The sequence below is a fragment of the Actinosynnema sp. NPDC023658 genome (assembly GCF_040639995.1).
In the GTDB taxonomy this organism is placed as follows: Bacteria; Actinomycetota; Actinomycetes; order Mycobacteriales; family Pseudonocardiaceae; genus Actinosynnema.
Genome location: NZ_JBFAAX010000079.1, coordinates 1 through 19,403 on the forward strand (window position 1 = coordinate 1; position 19,403 = coordinate 19,403).

Genomic DNA, 19,403 nt, shown 5'->3' on the forward strand with positions numbered 1-19,403 from the left:
CCCGGAGCGCCCGGCGCGGTCTGCACCACCGGCGGCGTCGGGCCCAGGCCCAGCTGGGCCGGGTCGATCGAGCTGTCCTCCAGCAGCGGCGCGGCCAGCGCCTGCACCTGCTGGGACGCGGCGGCGGAGGCCTGGAAGACCAGGTTCAGCAGGCTCGACGCCAGCTCCCGACCGTTGCGCAGGGCCCGGTCGTCGATGCGCAGGTCGACCAGCTGGCCGTTCGCCGTCACGGTCGCGGTCAGCAACCCGTCCCCGGACTTCCTGGTCACCCGCAGCCCCGCCAGCTGCCCGCGCAGCTCGTCGGCCTGCTGCTGCTTCTGCTCGGCGAGCTGGGTGATCCGCGCCAGCTTCTGCTCGAGATCTTCTCGCATCGCGCCCTCGATCCGCTGTACTACTGTCTGCCGCAGGCTAGTGCACCGAACGGCGGCGCAATTCGCGATCCGGGGGAACCGCGACGCGACCGGGTCCGTCGGAGTGGTCGGTATGGGGAGGTGGGCGATGACGGCGAAGTTCGACGTCAGGCTTGAGGGCATCCTGGAGTTCGCGGGGTCCTCGGTTCGCCGGGGCGACCGGTTCGACGAGGTCATGGCGGCTCTGGAGGCCGCGAAGGTCGGCCGCGAGTCGTTCGGTAAGATGCCGTCCAGCGGCGATGTGTACGCGTCCTACGAGGAGCGCGTGACGTCGACGATGAATGATCTCAAGGAATGCGCCGAGGCCATGCGCGACATCGCCGAATCGGCGCGCGACACCGTCGACGACTACCAGGGCGTGGACGGCGGAATCGGCGGGATCCTCACCGACATCGCACAAGGCCTGCAGGGCATGACGATTCCGAAGGTGGGCGGATGAGCCCGAGCACGACCGTCGAGGTCAACAACAAGATCGAGACGTTCCTCAACGGCTGCCCCGGTCCGGTCCAGGGCATCATCAGGCCGCTGCTGACGCCGTTCCTGGAGGCGATCGACTGGGTCGCGGGCGACCCGGACGACCTCATCCGCGCCGCCGACGCGTGGGAGAAGGCCGCCACCGACATCCGCGCGATCGTGGCCGACGAGGCGAGCGCCCGCTCGACCGTCACCGGCGTGTGGCAGGGCCCGGCGGCGGACAAGTTCAACGGGCGGCTGACCGAGATCGAGGAACAGGTCGAGCAGCTCGCCCAGAACGTGCAGGACACGTCCGGGATGCTGGTCGAGGCCGCCAAGGGGTGCGTCGAGTCGGCGAACCTGATCATCGACCTCGTCATCGACCTGATCATGATGCTGGTGACCGACCTGCTGGTGAGCCTCGCGCTGTCGGTGGTGAGCTTCGGCGCGTCGCTGGCCGCCGGCGCCGCCGCGGCCGCCGCCAAGGCCGCCGCGACCCTCGGCAAGGTCTTCAAGATCGTGAAGAAGCTGGCCGACCTGCTGATGAAGCTCTCGCAGATGCTGCGCAGGCTGGCCGAGGCGGCCAAGGCGTACAAGCAGGGGCTGAAGGCCATCAAGGCGCTGAAGAAGGCCGCGGGCACGTTCAGCAAGGAAGGCATCGCGCTCGGCGTCGCCAAGTCGATCTACACCGCGCCGGTGCGCATCCCGCTGGGCAAGGTGCTGGGCGAGTCCGTCCCCGGTGGACCGGCGGGCGGCGTGCTCAACATGGGCAAGGACATCTACAACTACGCCACCGACGACTGATGCCGCTGGTCGACGACCTGAAGGTGTGGGGGGACGACGCGCGACGCGCGTTGGCCCCCGGTGAGGCGCTGCTCGCCATCACGTCGGTCGCCGTGGCCTACGGCGCGCGCGGCGGCGCCGAGCCGGACTTCTGGACCACGCCCGCGGGTCGGGTCGTCGACCGGGTGAACCGGGCCGTGCCCGCGCCGAAGGGCTGGGTCGGCAAGGCGCTGGCCGGGGTCGGCGGGGTGGCGTTCGCGTCGCCGTCGCTGGACCTGCCGAGCGAGTTCCCGGAGAGCTGGATCGGCGGGCGCACCTGCCAGGGACCGGTGGGTTCGCTCGCCAGGCAGCTCGAAGCGGTCCTCACCGGGCACAGCTTCCTCGCCGTGACCGCGCAGCGGGTCGTCGCCCTGACCAACCGGGACGACCGGATGGCCGTCACGTGGGCGTTGCCGCGCCACGGCGTCGTGGCCGCCAGGCGCCGTCCCCGGCTGCTCGCGCGGGGACGGTTCGGCCTGGTGTTCTCCGACGGCTCGTGGATCGTGCTCGGCACGTTCGGCGCGCACGTCGGCAGCGCTCACGCCGAGCGCGTCGTCGCCGCCCTCACGGCAGGTTCGTGACCAGCTCCGCCGCCGGGACCCGGGTGCCGGTGTAGAACGGGGTCTCCTCGCGCACGTGGCGCCGCGCCTCGGTGCCGCGCAGGTGCCGCATCAGGTCCAGGATCCGGTGCAGCTCGTCGGCCTCGAACGCGAGCATCCACTCGTAGTCGCCCAGCGCGAACGACGCCACCGTGTTCGCCCGCACGTCCGGGTAGTCCCGAGCCTCCTTGCCGTGGTCCGCGAGCATGCGGCGGCGGTCCTCGTCCGGCAGCAGGTACCACTCGTAGGACCGCACGAACGGGTACACGCACACGTACTTGCGGGCTTCCTCGCCGGCCAGGAACGCCGGGATGTGGCTGCGGTTGAACTCGGCGGGCCGGTGCAGCGCGACCTGGCTCCACACCGGGGTCGACACGCGGCCCACGGCGGTGCGGCGGAACCCGGTGTAGGCCTGCTGGACCTGCTCGATCTCCTCGGCGTGCCACCAGATCATGAAGTCCGCGTCCGCGCGCAGGCCCGCCACGTCGTACACGCCGCGCACCACCACGCCCTTGGACTCCAGGCCGTCCAGGTACTCCTGCGCCTCGGACGCGGCCGGGCCGCGGTCGTCGGGCAGGCGACCGGGCTCCACCCGGAAGACCGACCACATGGTGTAGCGGATGGTGTCGTTGAGCTCGTTGTAGTTCAGGCGGGCCATGGCTCCGATTCTCCCACTCGATGGTCCTGGCCGATGACGTGAGCGGCGACACGGGCCGCCGCGGCGTCGGCCGTCGCGATGCAGGCGGGGATGCCGACGCCGTGCAGCGTGGCGCCCGCCACGGCCAGGCCGGGCACCTCGGTGACCGCGTCCTCGATGCCGCGCACCAGGTCCAGGTGACCGACGCCGTACTGCAGCAGGCCGCCGCCCCACCGGGTGACCACCGCGTCGATCGGCTCGGCCGTGACGCCGGTCAGCTCGCGCAGGTCGTGCCGGACGGCCGCCACCAGCTCGTCGTCGTCGCGCTGGAGCAGGTGCTCCTCGCCGTGCCTGCCGACGCTGCCGCGCACCAGCACCGGCTCACCGGCCGGGTGCGCCCACTTGCGGCTGGAGAAGGTGAACGCCTTGGCGGTGAACGGCACCCCGTCCGGTGCCCCGCCACGCCCGGCCGCCCGCTCCCCCTCGGCCAGCAGCACCCCGGACCGCTCGGGCAGCTCGGTGCCGGGCGGCAGCGCCAGCGCCACCACCGCCATCGACGCCAGCTCGACCTCGGCGTAGCGGCGGGACGCGGCGGGCGCGACGTCGGCCAGCAGCTTGCGGGCGGCGGGCGCGGGCACGGCGAGCACCACGCCGTCCACGTCCAGGTGCCGCGGTGCGGCGGCGGAGCCGATCTCCAGCCGCCAGCCGCGGTCGAGGCGGACCAGGGCGCGCACCGGCAGGCCGAGCCGGACGTCGACGTGCCGCGCGAGCCGGTCGACCAGCGTCGACAGGCCGTCGCGGAGCGTGCCGAACACCGGCGGTCGGGTGACGCCCGGTGGTGGTGGCAGGGGGATCGCGGTCGCGGCGGCGGCCAGCAGCGAGCCCGCGCCGTCGTCCAGCGCGGTGGCCAGCTGCGGCATGGTCGCACGCAGGCCGAGCACGTCGGTGCGGCCCGCGTAGACACCGCCGAGCAGCGGCCCGACCAGGCGGTCGTCCACCTCGGGCCCGAACCGCTCGCGCAGCAGCGCGCCCACGGACACGTCCGCGCCGTCCAGCCGGATCGGCGGCAGGTCGGGTTCGGCGGCGACCCGGCGCAGGCCCTCGTGCGACAACACCTGGCGCACGGCGTCGGCCGATGCGGGGACGCCCATGAGGGTGTACCCCGGGATGGGTCGGGTGTCGCCGGCGGCGTGGATGCTCGCCGGCACCTTCGCCGGGTGGACCACCTGGTCGGTCAGGCCGAGTTCGGTGACGAGCCCGACGGCCTCGGGGCGGCGGTGCAGGAACGCCTCCGCGCCCACGTCGTAGGCGCGTCCGCCGACCTCGGCGGTGCGCAGCTTGCCGCCGAGCCGGTCGGACTGCTCGACCACGGTGATCTCCGCGTCCGGCCCGAGCAGCCGGCGCAACCGGTGAGCGGCGGCGAGGCCGGAGATCCCGCCGCCGACCACCGCCACCCGCGACGCGCTCATCCGGCCCGGTGCACCATCTCGACGGCCCGGGTGATCATGTCCGGGTCCGTGTCGGGCAGCACGCCGTGGCCGAGGTTGAAGATGTGCCCGGCGGCGGCGCGGCCCTCCTGCTTGATCCGCACGACCTCGCGCTCCAGCGCGGGCAGGCCCGCGAACAGCAGCGCCGGGTCGAGGTTGCCCTGCACGACGGGCTTGGGCAGGTGCGGCGCGGCCTGTTCGAGCCGCCGCACGGCCACGTCCAGCGGCGTGCGCCAGTCGACGCCCACCACGTCCGCGCCCGCCTCCCGCATCGCGGGCAGCAGCTCGCCGGTGCCGACGCCGAAGTGGATGCGCGGCACGCCCGTGACGCTCCCGAGCACCCGGGCCGAGTACGGCAGGACGAACTCGCGGTAGTCGCGCTCGGACAGCGCGCCCGCCCACGAGTCGAACAGCTGCACCACCTTCACGCCCGCGCGCACCTGCACCCGCAGGAACTCGGCGGTGATGCCCGCCAGCCGGTCCAGCAGCGCGTGCCACAGGTCGGGGTCGCCGTGCATGAGCGCCTTGGTGCGCTCGTGGTTCTTGCTCGGGCCGCCCTCGACCAGGTAGGAGGCGAGGGTGAACGGCGCACCCGCGAACCCGATCAGCGGCACGTCGCCCAGCTCGGCGTCGAGCAGCGCGATGGCGTCCGCGATCGGCCGCACCTGCTCCTCGTGCAGCTCCGGGATGGCGTTGACGTCGGCCTGCGTCACGACCGGCTTCGCGACCACCGGACCGGTGCCCGGCACGATGTCCAGGTCGATGCCCGCGGCCTTGAGCGGCACGACGATGTCGGAGAACAGGACCGCGCCGTCGACGTCGTGGCGGCGCACCGGCTGCAGGGTGATCTCGCAGACCATCGCGGGGTCCATGCAGGCGTCGAGCATCGCGGTGCCCTCGCGCAGCTTGCGGTACTCCGGCAGCGAGCGGCCCGCCTGGCGCATGAACCAGACCGGGGTGCGCGACGGCCGGCCTCCGCGTGCGGCGACGAGCAGCGGCGCCTCGGACCCGGTCTCGGCTGGGGCTTCGGTGTTGTCGTTCATCTCGCCGTCCATCGTCCCACGTGCCGGGCGCGCGGCGTGTCGAGGTCCGGCGTGCCGCGCTCACGTTCCGAGGTTTAGGGGCCTACAGTCCGTGGTGTGACGGAGCCCGAACTGTTCCAGCGGGCGGTGGCGACGCTCCGGTCGGTGCGAACCCGGCCGGAACTGGAGTTGACCGAGGTGCGCCCGCCGCAGCGGCTCGCGCCGTGGTCCTTCGCGTTGACCGCGGAGGTGACCGGGCCCGCCGACGAGCTGTCCACCGGACGGCTGGTGCTGCTGCACGACCCCGACGGGGTCGAGGCGTGGTCGGGCGTGTTCCGGCTGGTCGCGTACGTGCGGGTGGAGCTGGACGCGGAACTGGCCGCGGACCCGCTGCTGCCCGAGGTGGGCTGGTCGTGGCTGGTCGAGGCGCTGGAGGTGTCGGGGGCGGAGTTCCTGGCGCTGGGCGGCACCGTCACCCAGACGTCGTCGGCGAGGTTCGGCGACATCGCCGGCCCGGCCCGCACGGACGACCTGGAGCTGCGCGCCTCCTGGACCGCGCGGACCGCCGACCTGGCCGCCCACGGGACCGCGTTCTTCGACGTGATGGCCACCGCCGTGGGCCTGCCCCCGGTGGGCGTGAGCACCCTGCGCTGACCTGCGGTCGCGCGACTTGTCCACAGGCCGCGCCCGACCTCCCCCACTCGCCGGTCCGAGCCGGCAAGATCAAAGCAGGGGTCCCCTGGGCGAGGACCCCTGCGTGAGCATGGCTCCGGCCGTCCAAGCCCGGCTGTCCGCACGGGCGACTGCTCACGCAAGAACGGCTGCTCACGCACCTGCGGCTCCTCGCGCACGCGAGATTGCCCACGCACACGAGCGGCTACTCGCGCACCGCAGCTCCCCACGCGCGGCCGACTACTCGTGCACGAGCGGCTGTCCACGCACGAGCGGCTGCCACACAGGGGCAGCTACTCGCGTACGGCGGCTGCTCACGCACACACGGCCCTTACGCACAGCCGCCTGTTCGCGAACAGGCGGTCCCTCACGCGCAGGCGCAGCCGCAGTTGAGCCTGCGGCCGCGCGCACGGGCGGCTGCTCACACACGCGCGGGCGCGGTTGGGCGCGCGCGGCCGTGCGCGAAGAGAGTCAGTCGTTGGCCCGCAGCACGCGCAGGACGTTGCCGCCGGCGAGCTTGGCGCAGTCGTCCTCGCTCCACCCGCGGTCCAGGAGGGCGCCCACCAGGTCCGGGTAGCAGGAGACGTCCTCCATGCCCTCCGGCAGGTCGCGCGTCCCGTCGTAGTCACCGCCGAGGCCGATGTGGTCGATCCCGGCCACCTCGCGGGCGTGCTCCAAGTGCGCCAGCACGTCGTCCATGGTCACGCGGGGCGTGGGGCCGCCGTCCCGCCACGAGTCCGCGAACCGGTGCCGGGTGTCCAGGTCGTTGTGGTTCTCCCCCGCCGCCTCCATGGCGGCCTTGAGCCGGGCGTCCCACTCGACGTGCGCCTGCGACACGAAGTGCGGCACGAACGTCACCATGCACACCCCGTCGTTGTCCCTGAGCCGCGCCAGCACGTCGTCCGGCACGTTGCGGGGGTGGTCCGCGACCGCCCGGCACGACGAGTGGCTGAACACGACCGGCCGGGTCGTCACCTCCAGGGCGTCCCGCATGGTGGTCGGCGCCACGTGGGACAGGTCGACCAGCATGCCGATGCGGTTCATCTCCCGCACCACGTCGCGCCCGAAGTCGGTCAACCCGCCGTGCACCGGCTCGTCGGTGGCCGAGTCGGCCCACTCGGTGTTCTCGTTGTGAGTGAGCGTCATGTACCGCACACCCAGCCGGCGCAGCGCGTGCAACACGCCCAACGACCCGTTGATGCTGTGTCCGCCCTCCGCGCCGATCAGGGAGGCTATCCGCCCGTCCCGGAAGGCCCGTTCGGCCTCGTCGGCGGTGGTCGCGACGCGCAGGTGGTCGGGGTAGCGCGCGGCGAGGGCGTGGACCAGTTCCACCTGCTCCAGCACGGCGGTGACGGCTGCGTCGCCCGCCAGTCGGCAGGGGACCCAGACGGACCAGAACTGCATCCCCAAGCGGCCGTCGCGCGCCCGTGCCAGGTCGGTCTGCAGAGCGGGCTGGCGCTCGGTCAGGTCGACGATTGAGACGGTGGAGTACGGGTCTCCGCCCGTTGACTTTTCACCGAATTGCCCCGAGTCGGCGAGGTCGCGCAGCGCCCACGGCAGGTCGTTGTGCCCGTCGACGAGGGGCACGCGCGCCAGCAGTTCCTCGGCCCGGCCTCGACCTGTGGTGCTCGCCACCCGCAACTCCTTGATGTCGTCGTGAGAACCGCTCGCGTTACGTGCCCGATCGAGTTGTCAGCCGATCGTGTGACAACGGGGGCCAGCAGTGACAACTCATTCGGGATAGATACCCGATTGATCGTCCCGTAGACCCGCTTGGGCGGCTACGCTGCCCCAGACGACACCACTTTCGGTCGATCAGTGGCGCGGCTGATTGGACGAAAGTCCCGGTGCCGGTCGGGGGGCACGACCGACTCCAGGGAGGTAGTGACGTGGCTGCCGTCGGCTTAGGTCAGGCCGTTCGTACCACGCCAGCCGGCACGTTGCCGGCGAACATGGTCCCGCACCCGCGGGAGGAGCTTTTTTCAGTGCTGGTGGTCGACGACCACCCACTGCTGAGGGAGGCGATATCGGCTCGGCTCACCCAGATGGGAGCCGGGACAGTGCATGAGGCGGCTTCGGTTGCGGAGGCTCGGGCGCGGGCACTCGCCACCGGACCGTGCGACCTCGCGATCCTCGATCTGGGTCTGCCGGATGGCACCGGCATCGACCTGGTCACGGAACTCCGTGCCCAGGGCTGGCCCCGCATCGTGGTCCTCGCGTCCTCCGACGACCCCTACGCGGTCAGGTCGGCCTTCCAAGCAGGCGCTCAGGCGTACCTGCTGAAGTCCGCCTCACCGATGGTGGTCACCGACGGGGTGCGCAGGGTCCTCGACGGCGGCGTCTACGCAGACCCGAGCGTCGCGCCCGTGCTCGCCGCGGGCACGAGGGTGCCGGGCACCGACAACACGCCGCGGGAACTCTCCGCACGTGAGGTCGAGGTCCTCCAGCTGGTCGCCGATGGCCAGAGCAACAAGGAGATCGGCGAAGCGCTCAGCCTTTCCGCGCTGACGGTGAAGAGCCACCTGTCGCGGATCGGGCGCAAGCTGGGCACCGGGGATCGGGCTCAGATGGTCGCGCTGGCCATGCGTGCCGGCGTGATCCGCTGAGCAGGTCGGCACACTGAACCGGCCGAACACACCCGCGAGTGGTGCGTTCGTCGTAGGGTCTTCCGCCGTGGACGTACCCTCCGACGAGCCAACCGAACCAACCGGTGCTGATCCGGTGCCGCTGGTGGAACCCGCTGACGGTGTTCCGCCTGTCGTCGCCGACGCACCGTCGCTCCGGCGTGCCGCTGATGCGCTCGCCGGAGCGACGGGTCCGGTTGCGGTGGACACCGAGCGAGCCTCGGGATACCGCTACTCGCAACGCGCTTACCTGGTGCAACTGCGCCGGGAAGGCGCCGGGACCGTGCTGGTCGACCCGATCGCCCTGGGCGGTCGGCTCGATCCGCTGGTCGACGCGCTGGACGGGACCGAGTGGGTGTTGCACGCGGCGTCGCAAGACCTGCCGTGCCTCGCCGAACTCGGCCTGCGTCCGAGCACGTTGTTCGACACCGAGCTGGCGGGCAGGCTGGCCGGGTTCGAGCGGGTGGCGCTGGGCACGCTCGTCGAGCGGTTGTTGGGCTACAGGTTGGAGAAGGGGCACGGTGCGGCCGACTGGTCGCGCCGGCCCCTTCCCGCCGACTGGCTGAACTACGCCGCCCTCGACGTCGAACTGCTGGTCGAGCTGCGTGACGTGCTCGAACAGGAGCTCAAGCGACAGGGCAAGCTGGAGTGGGCGCTCGAGGAGTTCGAGGCGGCCCGCACGGCACCCCTGCCGCGTCCGCGCGCGGAGCCGTGGCGCCGCACGTCGGGCATCCACCGGATCCGCAGTCCGCGGCAGCTGGCCGCGGTGCGGGCGTTGTGGGAGGCGCGGGACGCGCTGGCCCGTGAGCGCGACATCGCGCCGGGTCGGGTGCTGCCCGACGCGGCACTGGTCGACGCCGCGGTGCGCGCTCCGGCGGACGAGGCGGCGTTGTCCGCGCTGCCGGTGTTCCGCGGCCGGGCGCAGCGCCGCATGGTCGGCGTGTGGCTGGGCGCGTTGCAACGTGCCGCCGCACTGCCCCGCAACGAGCTCCCGGAGCCCTCACAGCAGCACGACGGCCCGCCACCGGCGAACCGGTGGGCGGACAAGGACCCGGCCGCCGCAGCCCGTCTGGCGGCCGCACGGACCGCTTTGGCGGCCGTTGCCGAGGCGAACACCCTGCCGGTGGAGAACCTGCTGCTGCCCGACCTCGTGCGCCGCACGTGCTGGCAGCCGCCGGCGGACGTGTCACCGGAAGGCGTGGCTGCGGCGCTGCGCGACGGTGGTGCCCGCGACTGGCAGATCGCCCTGACCGCGACCGCTCTCTCCGAGGCCCTGACCCCGCCGACCCCCGCACCCTGACCCCGCGTGTCCTACGTCCGGAACGCGCGTGTCCTACGTTCGCGCACCCCGAGTTGAACGCCCAGGGCAAGATCGACTGCTCTGAGCGTTCAACTCGGGTGTTCTGGACGTAGGACTCTCGCGGTCTGGACGTAGGACACGGGCGGTCTGGGTGTAGGACACGCGGGCGGTAGGGGTCCGGTCAGGCGTCCGGGGGCGGGCAGGGGTCGTCCTCGGTGGCGCGCTGCCCGGACAGCTCACGGCGGGCGATCGCGCGCACGGCCGCCATGGCCGCGTCACCCAGCACGGTCCCCACGACGACGCCCTCCAGCGCCTCGTCCTCGGTCTCCGCGCCCCGCACGTACTCCAGGTCGGCCTCGGCCAACGGCCGCGCGGCGCGCGCCAGCCCGTCCAACGTCTCCGCGAACCGCTCGTGCCCCACCTCACGGGCCGTCGCCAGCACGCCCACCAGCGCCCGGTACGCGTACGACTTCGGCCGGTACACCCACCCCTGCCGCTCCACGAACGCCCGCGCCTGCTCGTGCGCCACCTCGTCGTCGCCGCCGAGGTCCGGCGGCGCCACCGCGGCCGAGATCGTGCCCATGGCCTTGTGCAGGGACTTCTCCGGGTCGTCCAACGCGCCGAGCACCTCCCGCACGGCCGCGATCGACAGCCCGCCCACCTCGACCACCGCGCGTACGAGTCGCAGCCGGTGCAGGTGGCCCTCCGAGTAGCGGGCCTGGTTGGGGCTGGTCAGCTCGCCGGCCGGGAGCAGGCCTTCCCGCAGGTAGTACTTGATCGTCGGCACGGGCACGCCGCTGCGACGGCTCAACTCTGCGATGCGCACGGGCACGTGCCCCTTCCCAGGACGGTCCTCGATATGGATACTCTAGCTATCTGATAGTAGAAAGTGCTGCTATCCATCCTTAGGAGTCGCCCGTGGCCCGCTTCCTGCGCACGCATCCACCGCTGATGCTGTTCTCCCTGCTCATGGCCGCCCTGACGGTCGTGTCGCTGGGCGGGCTGATCATCGACGACCGCATTCTGGTCGGGTCACCGATCTGGTTCAAGCCGTTCAAGTTCGCCGTCTCCCTCGGCCTCTACGGCGTCACGCTGGCCTGGATGCTCACCCGCACGACCCGGTGGCGCCGGGCCGGCTGGTGGGCCGGCACGGTCGTCGCGGTCGCCGGCACCGCCGAGATGGCCGTCATCGTCGGCCAGGTGCTGCGCGGCAGGCGAAGCCACTTCAACGTCGCCACGCCGCTGGACGGGCAGCTGTGGCAGCTCATGGCCGTCACCATCGTGACGCTGTGGGCGATGCACGCGGTGATCGCGGTCGTGCTGGCCCTGTCCCGGTTCACCGACCGCGCCGCGGGCCTGTCGATCAGGCTCGGCCTGCTGCTGTCGCTGGTCGGCCTCGGCCTCGGCTTCCTGATGACGTCACCCGCGCCGGGGCAGGACGACGACGCGGGGGTCGTGGGCGCGCACAGCGTCGGGGCACCCGACGGCGGTCCGGAGATGGCGTTGACCGGCTGGAACACCGCGGCGGGCGACCTGCGCGTCCCGCACTTCGTCGGCCTGCACGCCCTGCAGGTGCTCCCGCTGCTGGTGGCGCTGTTCGGCCGGCGCGCGACCCCGAAGCTCTCGTGGGGCCTTGCGATCGGCTACGCGGGCCTGATGGCGTTGGTCACGTGGCAGGCGCTGCGCGGCCAGGCGCCGCTGCGCCCGGACCTGCCCACCGCGCTGGGCGCGCTCGCCGTGGTCACGTGGACCGCCGCGGTGGTCGCCCGGACCCTGCGCGGGACCGAGAAGGAGAGGGTGGCGGCATGACCGGGTTCCTGTTCCAGCTCACGTTCTGGCTCACCGTGCCGTTCTGGGGCCTGATGATCTTCGCGCCGGCGTCGTCGGTGACCGCGCGGGTGGTGTCGTCGCCGTTGATCGCGGTGCCACCCCTGGTCGTGTATGCGGTCCTGGTCGCCGCGCACCTGCCGCAGCTGTGGGCGACGATGAGCAGTCCGGACCTGGGCACGTTGAGGGAGTTCCTGGCCACCGCCTGGGGCGCCTCGGCGGTCTGGGCGCAGGTGATCGCGTGGGACCTGCTGATCGGCGCGTGGATGCACCGGGAGGGCCGCCGCTTGGGGCTGCACCCGCTGCTCATGGGGCCGCTGCTGGTGCTCACGATCGTCGTGTCCCCGTTCGGGTTCGGGCTGTTCCTGGCCATCCGCGCGGCCTGTGACCGACCCGACAGGGCGACCACGGTGGTTACCGGTCAGTAACAGGGGCTAGAGTTGTGTTACCGATCGGTAGGAGTCGCGCCCGACCGCTCGGGTGAACCGTCATCACAAGCGGAGGAGACGCCGTGGCCGCACCAGTAGCGCCGGCACGCGTTCGGAACGTGGTCTTCGTGGACGGCGTGCGCACGCCGTTCGGCAAGGCCGGCCCCAAGGGAATCTTCGCGGAGACCCGTGCCGACGACCTGGTCGTCAAGGTGATCCGCGAGCTGCTGCGCCGCCACCCCGAGCTGCCGCCGGAGCGGGTCGACGAGGTGGCCATCGCCGCCACCACGCAGATCGGTGACCAGGGCCTGACCATCGGCCGGACCGCGGCGCTGCTCGCCGGCCTGCCGAAGTCGGTGCCCGGCTACGCGATCGACCGGATGTGCGCGGGCGCGATGACGGCCGTGACGACGTCGGCCAGCGGCATCGCGTTCGGCGCGTACGACGTCGTCATCGCGGGCGGCGTCGAGCACATGGGCCGTCACCCGATGGGCGAGGGCGTCGACCCGAACCCGCGGTTCCTGTCCGACAAGATCGTGGACCCGTCGGCGCTCGTCATGGGTTCGACGGCGGAGAACCTGCACGACCGGTTCCCGCACATCACCAAGGACCGCGCGGACGCGTTCGCGGCGGCGTCGCAGGCCAAGTACGCCGACGCGGTGAAGAACGGCAAGATCGGCCCGGAGCTGGTGCCGGTCGCGACCAGGTCCGCCGAGAACGGCTGGGGCCTGGCCACCGTGGACGAGCCGCCCCGCCCCGGCACGACGGTCGAGGACCTCGCCAAGCTGAAGACGCCGTTCCGCCCGCACGGCCGGGTCACCGCGGGCAACGCGGCCGGCCTGAACGACGGCGCGACCGGCTGCATCCTGGCCGAGGAGGAGACCGCCCGCGAGCTGGGCCTGCCGGTCGGCATGCGCCTGGTGGGCTACTCGTTCATGGGCGTCGAGCCCGAGGTCATGGGCGTCGGCCCGGTGCCCGCCACCGAGAAGGCGCTCAAGCGCGCCGGCCTGACCATCGACGACATCGGCCTGTTCGAGATCAACGAGGCGTTCGCCGTGCAGGTGCTCGCCTTCCTCGACCACTTCGGCATCGCAGACGACGACCCGCGGGTCAACCAGTGGGGCGGCGCGATCGCCGTCGGCCACCCGCTCGCGTCCTCCGGCGTGCGGCTGATGACCCAGCTGTCGCGGCAGTTCGCCGAGCGCCCCGACGTGCGCTACGGCATCACCACCATGTGCATCGGCATCGGCATGGGCGGCACCGTGATCTGGGAGAACCCCCACTGGAACGGAGAAGGCAAGTGACCGCGTTGACCGCTGACGAGGCGAAGGCCCTCTTCCCCGACGAGGTCGTGACCCACGCCCGCACCCGGTTCCTGTCCGTGCCGGGGCTGGCCGGCCAGGTCGCCCTCATCACGATCGACAACGGCCACGACCACACCCGGCCGTCCACGTTCGGCCCGCAGTCGCTGGTGAGCCTGAGCGCGGCGTTCGACGAGGCCGCGGCTGCCTCGCCGGCCGCCATCGCGGTCACCGGCAAGCCGTTCGTGTTCGCCGTGGGCGCGGACCTGACCGCCGTGGAGGGCGCTTCGGAGCGCTCGCAGGCCGTCGCCATCGGTCAGCTCGGCCACGACGTGTTCCGCAAGTTCACCGAGTCGACCGTGCCGACCTTCGCGTTCGTCAACGGCGCGGTGATGGGCGGCGGCCTGGAGCTGGCGCTGTCGTGCCACTACCGGACGCTGGCGTCCAACGCGGCGGCCATCGCGCTGCCCGAGGTGTTCCTCGGCCTGTTCCCCGGCTGGGGCGGCACGCAGCTGCTGCCGAACCTGATCGGCGCGAACGACGCGGTCACCGTGATCTTCGAGAACGCGTTGAACCAGAACAAGATGCTCAACCCGAAGCAGGCGCTGGACCTGGGCATCGCGGACGTGCTGTTCGACTCGGCGGACTACCTGGAGCAGTCGCTGCTGTGGCTGTCCTCGGTGGTGCGCGGCGATGTCGTGCCCGCCCGGCGCGAGATCGACCGCGGTGAGGGCTGGGACGCGGCGGTGGCGCGGGCGCGGGCCATCGTCGAAGGCCGGACCAAGGGCGCGGCGCCGGGTGCGCTGAAGGCGTTGGAGCTGCTGGAGCTGGCGCGGGAGAACGACCTCGACCGCGGCTACGCGGCGGAGACCGAGGCGCTGGCGGACGTCGTGATGAGCGACGAGCTGCGGGCCGGGCTGTACTCGTTCAACCTGGTGCAGAAGCGGGCCAAGCGGCCGGCGGGCGCACCGGACAAGTCGTTGGCGCGCAAGGTCACCAAGGTCGGCGTCGTCGGCGCGGGCCTGATGGCCTCGCAGATGGCGCTGCTGTTCGCGCGGCGGCTGGAGGTGCCGGTGGTGCTCACCGACATCGACCAGGAGCGCGTGGACAAGGGCGTCGGGTACGTGCACTCCGAGGTCGACAAGCTGCTGGCGAAGAAGCGCGTGTCGCCGGACAAGGCGAACCGGCTCAAGGCGCTCGTCACGGGGTCGCTGGACAAGGCGGCGTTCTCCGACGCGGACTTCGTCATCGAGGCCGTGTTCGAGGACCTGGGCGTGAAGCAGAAGGTGTTCGCGGAGGTCGAGGAGTTCGTCTCGCCCGAGGCCGTGCTCGCGACCAACACGTCGTCGCTGTCGATCACCGACATGGCGTCCGGCCTGAAGCACCCCGAGCGGGTCGTCGGCTTCCACTTCTTCAACCCGGTCGCGGTCATGCCGCTGCTGGAGATCGTGCGCGCCGGGCAGACCGACGACGCGACGCTGGCGACCGCGTTCGCGGTGGGCAAGCAGCTGAAGAAGTCGTCGGTGCTGGTGAAGGACGCGCCGGCGTTCGTGGTGAACCGCCTGCTGACCCGGTTCATGGGCGAGGTCGTGAAGTCCATCGACGAGGGCACGCCGTTCGAGGTGGCGGACAAGGCCACCGAGCCGCTGGGCCTGCCCATGTCGCCGCTCGTGCTGCTGCAGCTCGTCGGGCCCGCCGTGGCGCTGCACGTGGCCGGGACGATGCACGGCGCGTTCCCCGACCGGTTCGGCGTCTCGGACAACATGAAGGCGTTCGTGAAGGCCGGCAAGACCGCCGTGTACCAGTGGGACTCGACGGGCAAGCAGACCGTCGACCCAGAGGTGCAGGCGCTGTGGCAGTTCGGCGACAAGCCGCTCACCGGTGACGAGGTCTTCGCGCGCGCGTTGGAGGCCATGGCGGAGGAGATCCGGATCATGCTCGACGAGGGCGTGGTCGCGGAGGCGCAGGACATCGACCTGTGCATGATCCTGGGCGCCGGCTGGCCGTTCTGGCTGGGTGGCATCACCCCGTACCTGGACCGCTCGGGCATCTCGGAGAAGGTGACCGGCAAGCGCTTCCTCGCGCCCGGCGTCGCCTCCGTCCCCGCCTGATCCGTTCCGCCGCTCCACCCGTTCCACGCGTCACGCCCGGTCGCCTCGTGCGGCCGGGCGTGACGTCGTTGCGGGGCGTGGTCATCCGCCGTTGTGCGGACGGGTGCGGCGAACTCCGGTTTACGGTCGAAGATCGGCCGCGGTCGTCCTCCGAGCGGAAGGTGGTCCCATGCGTTACGGGCTCCGGATCGCGCTGTGCCTGGTGGCGGCGGCGCTGACGACCGTCACCGTCACGCCGCTCGCGGGCGCCGCGGCGGCCAACGGCGGTTTCGAGTCGCCCACCGCGCCCGCCGGCGGCTTCCAGCGGTTCCCCACCGGCTCGACCCTGGGCGCGTGGACCGTGACGGCCAACGACGTCGACCTGTCCGGCGCAGGGTTCTGGCAGACGGCCGAGGGCGCCCAGTCGCTGGACCTGGAAGGCGGCTTGGGGTTCGGCGCGGTCACGCAGCAGGTCGTCACCGGGCTGGCGTGGAAGGTCCGCGTCCGCTTCGCGCTGGCGGGCAACCCGGCGGGCGGGCCGGCGGTGAAGACGCTCCGGGTGCTGGCCGACGGGCAGGTGGTCGGGGAGTTCTCGTTCGACACCACCGGCAAGACCCTGGCGGACATGGGTTACGTGCAGCGCGAGGTGTCGTTCAGGTCGGTGAGGCTGGTGACGCCGTTGACGTTCGCCAGCGCGACCGGCAGTGGATACGGGCCTGTCATCGACGACGTCCGGGTGACCACCTGCGACGGCATCGTCTGCCCCTGACCCCTGACCCTCGGCCTCGGGCCGGCGTGCGACGGCTCCCGTTCGGTGCTTCCCTGGTGTCGATGCCGGACCCCACCACCGCCCGCGACCGCGCGGCCCGTCTCGTCGAGGCCATCCTCCGCGACGGCGACGACTGCACGTGGTGCCGCCGCCCGTTCACCGGCCAGGTCACCCCGACCACCGACCACCTGGTCCCCAAGGTCAAGGGCGGTCCGTCGTGGCAGGAGAACGAGGTCGCCGCGTGCCGCCGCTGCAACCGCGAACGGGGTCACCTCTCCCCGACCGACTGGCTGGCCGAGTGCGAACGCCGCGGCTGGCACCCCGACCGCGCCCGCGTCACCAGGGTCCTGACCTCGCTGGCGGACGCCATCGCCGTCCGCGGAGGTCAACGCCGAGCCCGCCGCTACCTGGCCTCCCAGCTCCGCCGGGTGGACAACATCGATTAGGCGCCCACTCGAAATAGAACCGATCAGGTGGAATACTGATCGGATTCTCGAACAGGCGTGCGCCAAGTCGCCGGAATTCCACCCGTGACCCATGGTCCCTCACAGTTGACGGTTCACTCCGCCGAGACGCTGTTTCGCAAGATCGAATACGTCCGACAAGACACTCGATCACACGCGGAGTATGCCCTGTACCGCCCCCCAGCAGCTCGAATGGCGTAACGCTGGTCTGTACGGCAGCAATCGGCACGCCACTATCGCCCATTAGTGAGTGCTTCGCACGGGTGAATTCCCGAACAGCGCGTAACCACTCGAGCTAATAAGGGTGGCATGCGCTAAGTGCGGACCATCGAGCTGCCGGACGTGGGAACCTTCTACGCACAGTCACATCCTGAACGCGTCTGCGAGCCATTCTCATGAGGGGGGAAGGGCGCCATGCCGTATCAGAGCCTCGGAGGACCAGCAGTACCACCTGCGTCGCCGTCGACGATGAGCATGCAAGTGGAACCTGAGAAGGTGCTGGACCTGATAGCGACCTACGAGGGCGTGCGCGACTCCGTGTCGGATTTCCTGCAGGCCCAGGGGGACTCCCTCCGCGGGCGACCACTGGCCGATGACGAGGTTTCCGGCGATGCCGCCGGCGTGTTCACCGACCATTCGGCGGGCGCTCTCGACGTCACCGAGAGGTTCCTCGTCGAACTGGACGCCAACATCGAGCAGCTCCTCGCGGCGGCGCGGACCTACGGCCTCGTCGAGGACGGCAACACCGAGATGATCCGCAAGCTCCACGGGGTTGCCGACCGATGAGGCCTCGAATAGCGGAGATCCGCCCGGCCCTCTGCGCGGTGGCGGTCGTCGCGCTCCTCGCCGGCTGCACCACCACCGCCGGCACCCCGCACCCGGAGAGCGGCGCGGGCGCGTTCCCGGGAACGTCACCGTCCACGACCTCGGCCTCACCTCCGAAGCGCCCGCGCGAGATCCAGCTGCGCGGCGCGGAACCGTGCGGCCTGCTGACCGATGGGCAACTGCCCGCGTTGCGGATCGACAAGGCGGGGAGGGTCGTGGACAGCGACTTCTACCGGACCAAGGGCTGCTCGTGGACGGTCATCGGAGCCAGCAGCCACCTCGTTCCCGTGACCGTCGAGGGCATCTCCGCGTGGACGGACGGCAAGCGGGCAGGCAGGGCGGCGGCGACCGACCCGGTGCTGGACTTCCCGGCCATCACGGTGACCCTGCCGAACGACGAAGGCCGCTGCGACGTGATGGTGGACACCGCCGAGGGGCAGTACCTGGCCGCGACCTTCTCGGTGCTGCCCACGTACGAGGACCGCTTCCCCGCGCCCTGCGACGGGGCGCGGAAGCTGGCGGAGGCGGCGATGGAGAACCTGCTGAAGTGAGGGGGCGGCAATGGCGACCTGGGAGCACCACTTAGGCAGACGTCGGACGGACGGGAACATCGGGAACCACAACTTCGACGCGCAGTCGCACCGGCAGCTGTACGAGAAGATCCACGGAGGCCCCGGCTACCCGGCGGCCCAGACCGCGGACGACGCCTGGAGCAAGTTCCTCGACGTGATGAAGGCCGCCCGCACCGAGCTGGAGGCGGCGATCCGCGAGTCGGGCGCGGTGTGGCAGGGCTCGGCCGGGGAACGGTTCACCGGCGGCAACGCGCCCTTGGTGCAGTGGACCGAGGACGCCCGCACCGCCGCGATCGTCACCCGCGCGTCGTTGGAGTCGCAAGCGCTGTCCTATGTGGACGCGAAGGGCAGCATGCCGGAGCCGGTGGAGGTCACCTCGACCGCCAACGACGACTTCTGGGGCGTCCCCGCCGGGTTCACGCACCTCGTCGGCGGTCAGACCGACCAGGACCTCCAGGAGCAGCGGGCGCAGGAGGCCAAGCGGATGGCCGTCGCCGTGATGAACGGCTACCGCGACCGGGCGTCCGCAGCGGTGGACTCGCTGGGCGAGTTCGTGCCGCCGCCGTCGGTCACCGCGCAGGTGGTCGAACCCGCCGCCGAGCGGAGCGAGGTACGACAGGTGCGGATCACCCCGTCGCAGCGCACGACGTCCGAGCGTGGCGAACCCGGCTACGTCGAACCCGGCTACGTCGAGCCCGGGGATCCCGCCGTGACCGGGTCGCGTGACGTCGACCGGACCGGCACGTCCGCGGTCGGGACGCCGCAGGAGCCCTCATCCCGTCCGACCCCCGGCACGGTCACCACGTCCTCGCACGCGCCCGCTCCCCCGGCCGGCGCACCGGTCGGCGTGCCGCTCACCACCCGGCCCTCCTACCCGACGAGCTCCTCCGCGGGCGTGCCCGGCAGCCCCGGCAAGGCCGCAAGGGGTGGCGTGCCACGCGGTTTCGGAGGAGGCGCGGGCGGACGCGCGGGCGGAGGGGTGGGCGCAGGCGGAATGAACCGGTTCCCGCCGGGCGGCAACCCCGCCACCCCCGCACCCCGCCCCGGTGGTTCGACCGGCATCGGCAACGACACCCAGCCGAACCGCCCGACCACGGCACC

21 protein-coding genes are annotated in these 19,403 nt (G+C 71.9%); 15 read left to right on the forward strand and 6 right to left on the reverse strand.

What is annotated here, in order from left to right; translation table 11 throughout:
- Positions 1-371: YbaB/EbfC family nucleoid-associated protein (locus AB0G02_RS12485; RefSeq protein ID WP_360793028.1), on the reverse strand; the 371-nt coding region annotated here is incomplete at its 3' end.
- A 127-nt stretch (positions 372-498) separates the two neighbouring features.
- Between AB0G02_RS12485 and AB0G02_RS12490 the strand changes: the two genes are divergently transcribed.
- From AB0G02_RS12490 to AB0G02_RS12500, 3 genes are read left to right on the forward strand one after another with little or no spacing between them, the layout of a single operon-like run.
- Positions 499-849 (forward strand): hypothetical protein, encoded by a 351-nt coding sequence (locus AB0G02_RS12490; protein ID WP_360793030.1) that lies wholly within the window; start codon positions 499-501, stop codon positions 847-849.
- A complete protein-coding gene (locus AB0G02_RS12495; protein WP_360793032.1) occupies positions 846-1,667 on the forward strand; it encodes a WXG100 family type VII secretion target in 822 nt (273 codons plus the stop codon). Before AB0G02_RS12490 ends, AB0G02_RS12495 begins: the two co-directional genes overlap by 4 nt.
- Entirely contained in the window at positions 1,667-2,266 is a 600-nt protein-coding gene (locus AB0G02_RS12500; RefSeq protein WP_360793034.1) for a hypothetical protein, read from the forward strand. The genes AB0G02_RS12495 and AB0G02_RS12500 overlap by 1 nt, the downstream gene beginning before the upstream one ends.
- On the opposite strand, the gene hemQ is transcribed toward AB0G02_RS12500, so the two are convergent.
- From hemQ to hemE, 3 genes are read right to left on the reverse strand one after another with little or no spacing between them, the layout of a single operon-like run.
- Positions 2,250-2,942 carry a hydrogen peroxide-dependent heme synthase gene (gene hemQ / locus AB0G02_RS12505; RefSeq protein ID WP_360793036.1) on the reverse strand — a complete coding sequence of 231 codons (693 nt, stop codon included), beginning with the start codon at positions 2,940-2,942 and terminating at the stop codon, positions 2,250-2,252. The two genes, AB0G02_RS12500 and hemQ, sit on opposite strands and share 17 nt — an antisense overlap.
- The gene (gene hemG, locus AB0G02_RS12510) at positions 2,930-4,390 is read right to left on the reverse strand and encodes a protoporphyrinogen oxidase (protein WP_360793038.1); all 1,461 of its coding nucleotides are present in this window, start codon (positions 4,388-4,390) and stop codon (positions 2,930-2,932) included. Before hemG ends, hemQ begins: the two co-directional genes overlap by 13 nt.
- Positions 4,387-5,451 carry a uroporphyrinogen decarboxylase gene (gene hemE / locus AB0G02_RS12515; RefSeq protein ID WP_360793040.1) on the reverse strand — a complete coding sequence of 355 codons (1,065 nt, stop codon included), beginning with the start codon at positions 5,449-5,451 and terminating at the stop codon, positions 4,387-4,389. Before hemE ends, hemG begins: the two co-directional genes overlap by 4 nt.
- A gap of 96 nt (positions 5,452-5,547) precedes the next feature.
- On the opposite strand from hemE, the gene AB0G02_RS12520 reads away from it, so the two are divergent.
- A complete protein-coding gene (locus AB0G02_RS12520; RefSeq protein WP_360793042.1) occupies positions 5,548-6,084 on the forward strand; it encodes a DUF3000 domain-containing protein in 537 nt (178 codons plus the stop codon).
- Between the two features lie 489 nt (positions 6,085-6,573).
- Here the strand turns inward: AB0G02_RS12520 and AB0G02_RS12525 are convergent, their stop codons facing one another.
- Positions 6,574-7,737 carry a dipeptidase gene (locus tag AB0G02_RS12525; RefSeq protein ID WP_360793044.1) on the reverse strand — a complete coding sequence of 388 codons (1,164 nt, stop codon included), beginning with the start codon at positions 7,735-7,737 and terminating at the stop codon, positions 6,574-6,576.
- Between the two features lie 317 nt (positions 7,738-8,054).
- Here AB0G02_RS12525 and AB0G02_RS12530 point away from each other — a divergent pair, with 317 nt between their 5' ends.
- Both AB0G02_RS12530 and AB0G02_RS12535 read left to right on the forward strand, forming a co-directional pair.
- Positions 8,055-8,708, forward strand: a complete 654-nt coding sequence (locus AB0G02_RS12530) for a response regulator transcription factor (protein ID WP_181320591.1) — start codon at positions 8,055-8,057, stop codon at positions 8,706-8,708.
- Between the two features lie 67 nt (positions 8,709-8,775).
- Complete coding sequence (locus AB0G02_RS12535) at positions 8,776-10,026, forward strand: ribonuclease D (protein ID WP_360793046.1); 1,251 nt, start codon at positions 8,776-8,778, stop codon at positions 10,024-10,026.
- 181 nt (positions 10,027-10,207) lie between these two features.
- Here AB0G02_RS12535 and AB0G02_RS12540 read toward each other — a convergent pair whose 3' ends face one another.
- A complete protein-coding gene (locus tag AB0G02_RS12540) occupies positions 10,208-10,852 on the reverse strand; it encodes a MerR family transcriptional regulator (protein ID WP_360793048.1) in 645 nt (214 codons plus the stop codon).
- A 92-nt stretch (positions 10,853-10,944) separates the two neighbouring features.
- On the opposite strand from AB0G02_RS12540, the gene AB0G02_RS12545 reads away from it, so the two are divergent.
- The 9 genes from AB0G02_RS12545 to AB0G02_RS12585 form a co-directional block, all read left to right on the forward strand.
- Positions 10,945-11,835 carry a hypothetical protein gene (locus tag AB0G02_RS12545; protein WP_360793050.1) on the forward strand — a complete coding sequence of 297 codons (891 nt, stop codon included), beginning with the start codon at positions 10,945-10,947 and terminating at the stop codon, positions 11,833-11,835.
- Positions 11,832-12,281, forward strand: coding sequence for an ABA4-like family protein (locus tag AB0G02_RS12550; protein WP_360793052.1), 450 nt, complete (start codon positions 11,832-11,834; stop codon positions 12,279-12,281). Before AB0G02_RS12545 ends, AB0G02_RS12550 begins: the two co-directional genes overlap by 4 nt.
- 83 nt (positions 12,282-12,364) lie before the next feature.
- Positions 12,365-13,585 carry an acetyl-CoA C-acyltransferase gene (locus AB0G02_RS12555; protein WP_360793054.1) on the forward strand — a complete coding sequence of 407 codons (1,221 nt, stop codon included), beginning with the start codon at positions 12,365-12,367 and terminating at the stop codon, positions 13,583-13,585.
- Positions 13,582-15,693 (forward strand): 3-hydroxyacyl-CoA dehydrogenase NAD-binding domain-containing protein, encoded by a 2,112-nt coding sequence (locus AB0G02_RS12560; protein ID WP_360793056.1) that lies wholly within the window; start codon positions 13,582-13,584, stop codon positions 15,691-15,693. The genes AB0G02_RS12555 and AB0G02_RS12560 overlap by 4 nt, the downstream gene beginning before the upstream one ends.
- Before the next feature lie 169 nt (positions 15,694-15,862).
- Positions 15,863-16,441 carry a choice-of-anchor C family protein gene (locus AB0G02_RS12565; RefSeq protein ID WP_360793058.1) on the forward strand — a complete coding sequence of 193 codons (579 nt, stop codon included), beginning with the start codon at positions 15,863-15,865 and terminating at the stop codon, positions 16,439-16,441.
- A gap of 62 nt (positions 16,442-16,503) precedes the next feature.
- The gene (locus tag AB0G02_RS12570; RefSeq protein ID WP_360793060.1) at positions 16,504-16,887 is read left to right on the forward strand and encodes an HNH endonuclease; all 384 of its coding nucleotides are present in this window, start codon (positions 16,504-16,506) and stop codon (positions 16,885-16,887) included.
- A gap of 498 nt (positions 16,888-17,385) precedes the next feature.
- Entirely contained in the window at positions 17,386-17,691 is a 306-nt protein-coding gene (locus AB0G02_RS12575; protein ID WP_360793062.1) for a PE domain-containing protein, read from the forward strand.
- Positions 17,688-18,281, forward strand: coding sequence for a DUF3558 domain-containing protein (locus AB0G02_RS12580; RefSeq protein ID WP_360793064.1), 594 nt, complete (start codon positions 17,688-17,690; stop codon positions 18,279-18,281). The genes AB0G02_RS12575 and AB0G02_RS12580 overlap by 4 nt, the downstream gene beginning before the upstream one ends.
- A 10-nt stretch (positions 18,282-18,291) precedes the next feature.
- Positions 18,292-19,403: PPE domain-containing protein (locus AB0G02_RS12585; protein WP_360793066.1), on the forward strand; the 1,112-nt coding region annotated here is incomplete at its 3' end.

Excerpts from the sequence above, each read along its gene's own strand:
- AB0G02_RS12490 (WP_360793030.1), top strand. The coding sequence starts at position 499 with ATGACGGCGAAGTTCGACGTCAGGCTTGAGGGCATCCTGGAGTTCGCG.
- AB0G02_RS12495 (WP_360793032.1), top strand. The coding sequence starts at position 846 with ATGAGCCCGAGCACGACCGTCGAGGTCAACAACAAGATCGAGACGTTC.
- AB0G02_RS12500 (WP_360793034.1), top strand. The coding sequence starts at position 1,667 with ATGCCGCTGGTCGACGACCTGAAGGTGTGGGGGGACGACGCGCGACGC.
- hemQ (WP_360793036.1), bottom strand. The coding sequence starts at position 2,942 with ATGGCCCGCCTGAACTACAACGAGCTCAACGACACCATCCGCTACACC.
- hemG (WP_360793038.1), bottom strand. The coding sequence starts at position 4,390 with ATGAGCGCGTCGCGGGTGGCGGTGGTCGGCGGCGGGATCTCCGGCCTC.
- hemE (WP_360793040.1), bottom strand. The coding sequence starts at position 5,451 with ATGAACGACAACACCGAAGCCCCAGCCGAGACCGGGTCCGAGGCGCCG.
- AB0G02_RS12530 (WP_181320591.1), top strand. The coding sequence starts at position 8,055 with ATGGTCCCGCACCCGCGGGAGGAGCTTTTTTCAGTGCTGGTGGTCGAC.
- AB0G02_RS12550 (WP_360793052.1), top strand. The coding sequence starts at position 11,832 with ATGACCGGGTTCCTGTTCCAGCTCACGTTCTGGCTCACCGTGCCGTTC.
- AB0G02_RS12565 (WP_360793058.1), top strand. The coding sequence starts at position 15,863 with ATGCGTTACGGGCTCCGGATCGCGCTGTGCCTGGTGGCGGCGGCGCTG.
- AB0G02_RS12570 (WP_360793060.1), top strand. The coding sequence starts at position 16,504 with ATGCCGGACCCCACCACCGCCCGCGACCGCGCGGCCCGTCTCGTCGAG.
- AB0G02_RS12580 (WP_360793064.1), top strand. The coding sequence starts at position 17,688 with ATGAGGCCTCGAATAGCGGAGATCCGCCCGGCCCTCTGCGCGGTGGCG.